We start from the raw sequence: 2071 nt of genomic DNA, 5'->3' as shown, positions 1-2071 counted from the left end.
AAATGCCATGATTCGCGTCCGAGGCGTCAGCCGTCGAAGGCGTCATTAAAATATAACTGCCGCTGCTGCGGGTGTAATCGAAATCAAAAACATCCTCCCCGTCGGATTTCAAAATGGCCGTTGCCTGGCGATCCGTGCCAAAGAAAAGGCCGCCCAGCATGCGCGAACCAGGTTCGTCATTGTTGTCGCCCGAAAGCTCGACTGTGATCAGCGCATCCACCGCCAGGTTGATGTCAACCTGCGCATTCGCCCCGGGAGTGAACGATGATTTCGCGTTACCGCTTAGATCAACAAGCTGGTTGTTGGCATTGACATTGAATTTGCCGAAACTCACATACGCTTGATCGCCGTGGCTGGGCTTGTTCAACGCGCGAGTTTCCTCCGGAAAGCTAATCCAAAGCTCATAATGCCCTTCAACAGAAGTCAATGGTTTGAGGTTCGCAACCGTAAGTGTGACCGTAAAATTTTCGTTGGTTGTGGGATTGTCTTTGCAGCTACTCATCAAAATCGCAGCGGCAAAAAAGCTAGAAAGAAAATAACGCAGCTTCGTAAGACGCATTGTCATCTCCAAGATGTTCTGTTGCAGGCCGTAAATTTCAATTGTTATTCGTCAACAAATAGTGAAACCGCCGGGCCATGTTTTATTGAGCGGATTCGAAACCACGAGAGTATAAGTATTTCTTCAAAGAATTCAACCCCAATTTTAACGAATAGGTCTGCGCGCCAGGCTCTTGCGCTTTTCCGAAACGCTGTTTACCTTTTGTCGCAATGCTTCGACTCACATGCCATATTTGCTTTGGGTTTTGCTGGCTGCTCTTTGCCAGAATTATTTCTGCCCAGCCGCAAGAAGTCCGCTTCGAATTCCTCACGATTGAACACGGGCTTTCCAATTTCTCCATCAATGACATTATCCAAGATGGCCAGGGATTTCTTTGGTTCGCAACAGAAGATGGCCTGAACAAGTATGATGGTTATGACTTCAAAATTTATAAGGCTGACCCGGACGACGGCGCTGCGCTTCCTCATTCTTATGTCATACAATTATATCTTGATCGTTCCAACTCTCTCTGGGTAATCGCAGGCAGCCGTTTATGCCGTTATGAACCTTCTATTGATGGTTTTCAAAGATTCGAGGATCTTTTTCCAAAAACCAAGCCGATGGCGGATAAAGACGTGGCCGCGGTTTGCGAAGACCGGTATGGCAATTTCTGGATCGGCACGGATCGCGGATTGTTCCGCTATAACCTTCAAGAGGACACTCTCGTCGTATATCACGCTGACGCCGCCGGCAACGGCGCGTTGAGCAGCGAAGTTGTCAGAGCGCTTTATGAGGATCGCAGCGGCACAATATGGATTGGCACCGTTGCGGGCCTTGAGCGCTTTGATCGCGGGCGGAATACCTTTATTTCGTATCGTCTCGATGCGCCCGGCAAAGGCGTGACAGGCATTCGCGAAGACGGCCGCGGCACGGTTTGGATAGCCGCCGCGGACGGATTGTTTTATTATGATCAACCGGCAGATCGCGTCCTGCGCCGCCATTTCGATCGCAATATTACGCCTCCGGCCGGAACAGATATCGTTCTCGATCTGTTCGAAGATCAAAACGGCGCATTGTGGATTGCCACGCTTCATCTAGGTTTGTGGCGCTATGAACCGGCCACCGACCGCTTTTTCCAATATCGCCATGACCCGGACGATGCGCACTCGTTGCTCATGAATCGCGTGCAAGCCGTTCATGAAGATCGTTCCGGCGTGATGTGGCTCGGGCATTATCGCTCGGGTATCAGCTATTATGCCCGCCGCCAGGATCGCATTATTCGCAACAAAATCGCTGACGGCGTTTATGCCCTCCTACAAGACCGTAGCGGCAACCTCTGGGTGGGCAGTTTCATGACCGGGTTGCGGCAATATGATTCTCTCGGCCGTTTGCTGGCGCATTATCGCCACGATCCGAAAAATCCCCAAAGCCTCAGCAATGACAATGTGCTTGCGATTTGCGAGGATCGGTCCGGCGACTTGTGGATTGGCACGGGCTACGGCTTCAATCGCTTCATCAAGTCGCGACAGGTAT

At 51.0% G+C, this 2071-nt stretch carries 2 protein-coding genes; one reads left to right on the top strand and one right to left on the bottom strand.

What is annotated here, in order from left to right; translation table 11 throughout:
- A partial coding sequence (locus tag FBQ85_29650) for a hypothetical protein (GenBank protein MDL1879295.1) occupies positions 1-559 on the bottom strand: 559 nt, incomplete at its 3' end.
- Between the two features lie 209 nt (positions 560-768).
- On the opposite strand from FBQ85_29650, the gene FBQ85_29645 reads away from it, so the two are divergent.
- Positions 769-2071, top strand: a 1303-nt coding sequence (locus tag FBQ85_29645; GenBank protein MDL1879294.1) for a hypothetical protein, incomplete at its 3' end; no start/stop codon positions are given.

The organism is Cytophagia bacterium CHB2 (assembly GCA_030263535.1).
In the GTDB taxonomy this organism is placed as follows: domain Bacteria; phylum Zhuqueibacterota; class Zhuqueibacteria; order Zhuqueibacterales; family Zhuqueibacteraceae; genus Coneutiohabitans.
Note: the sequence above shows the minus strand (reverse complement) of the source record. Positions and strands in the feature narration are given on the sequence as shown.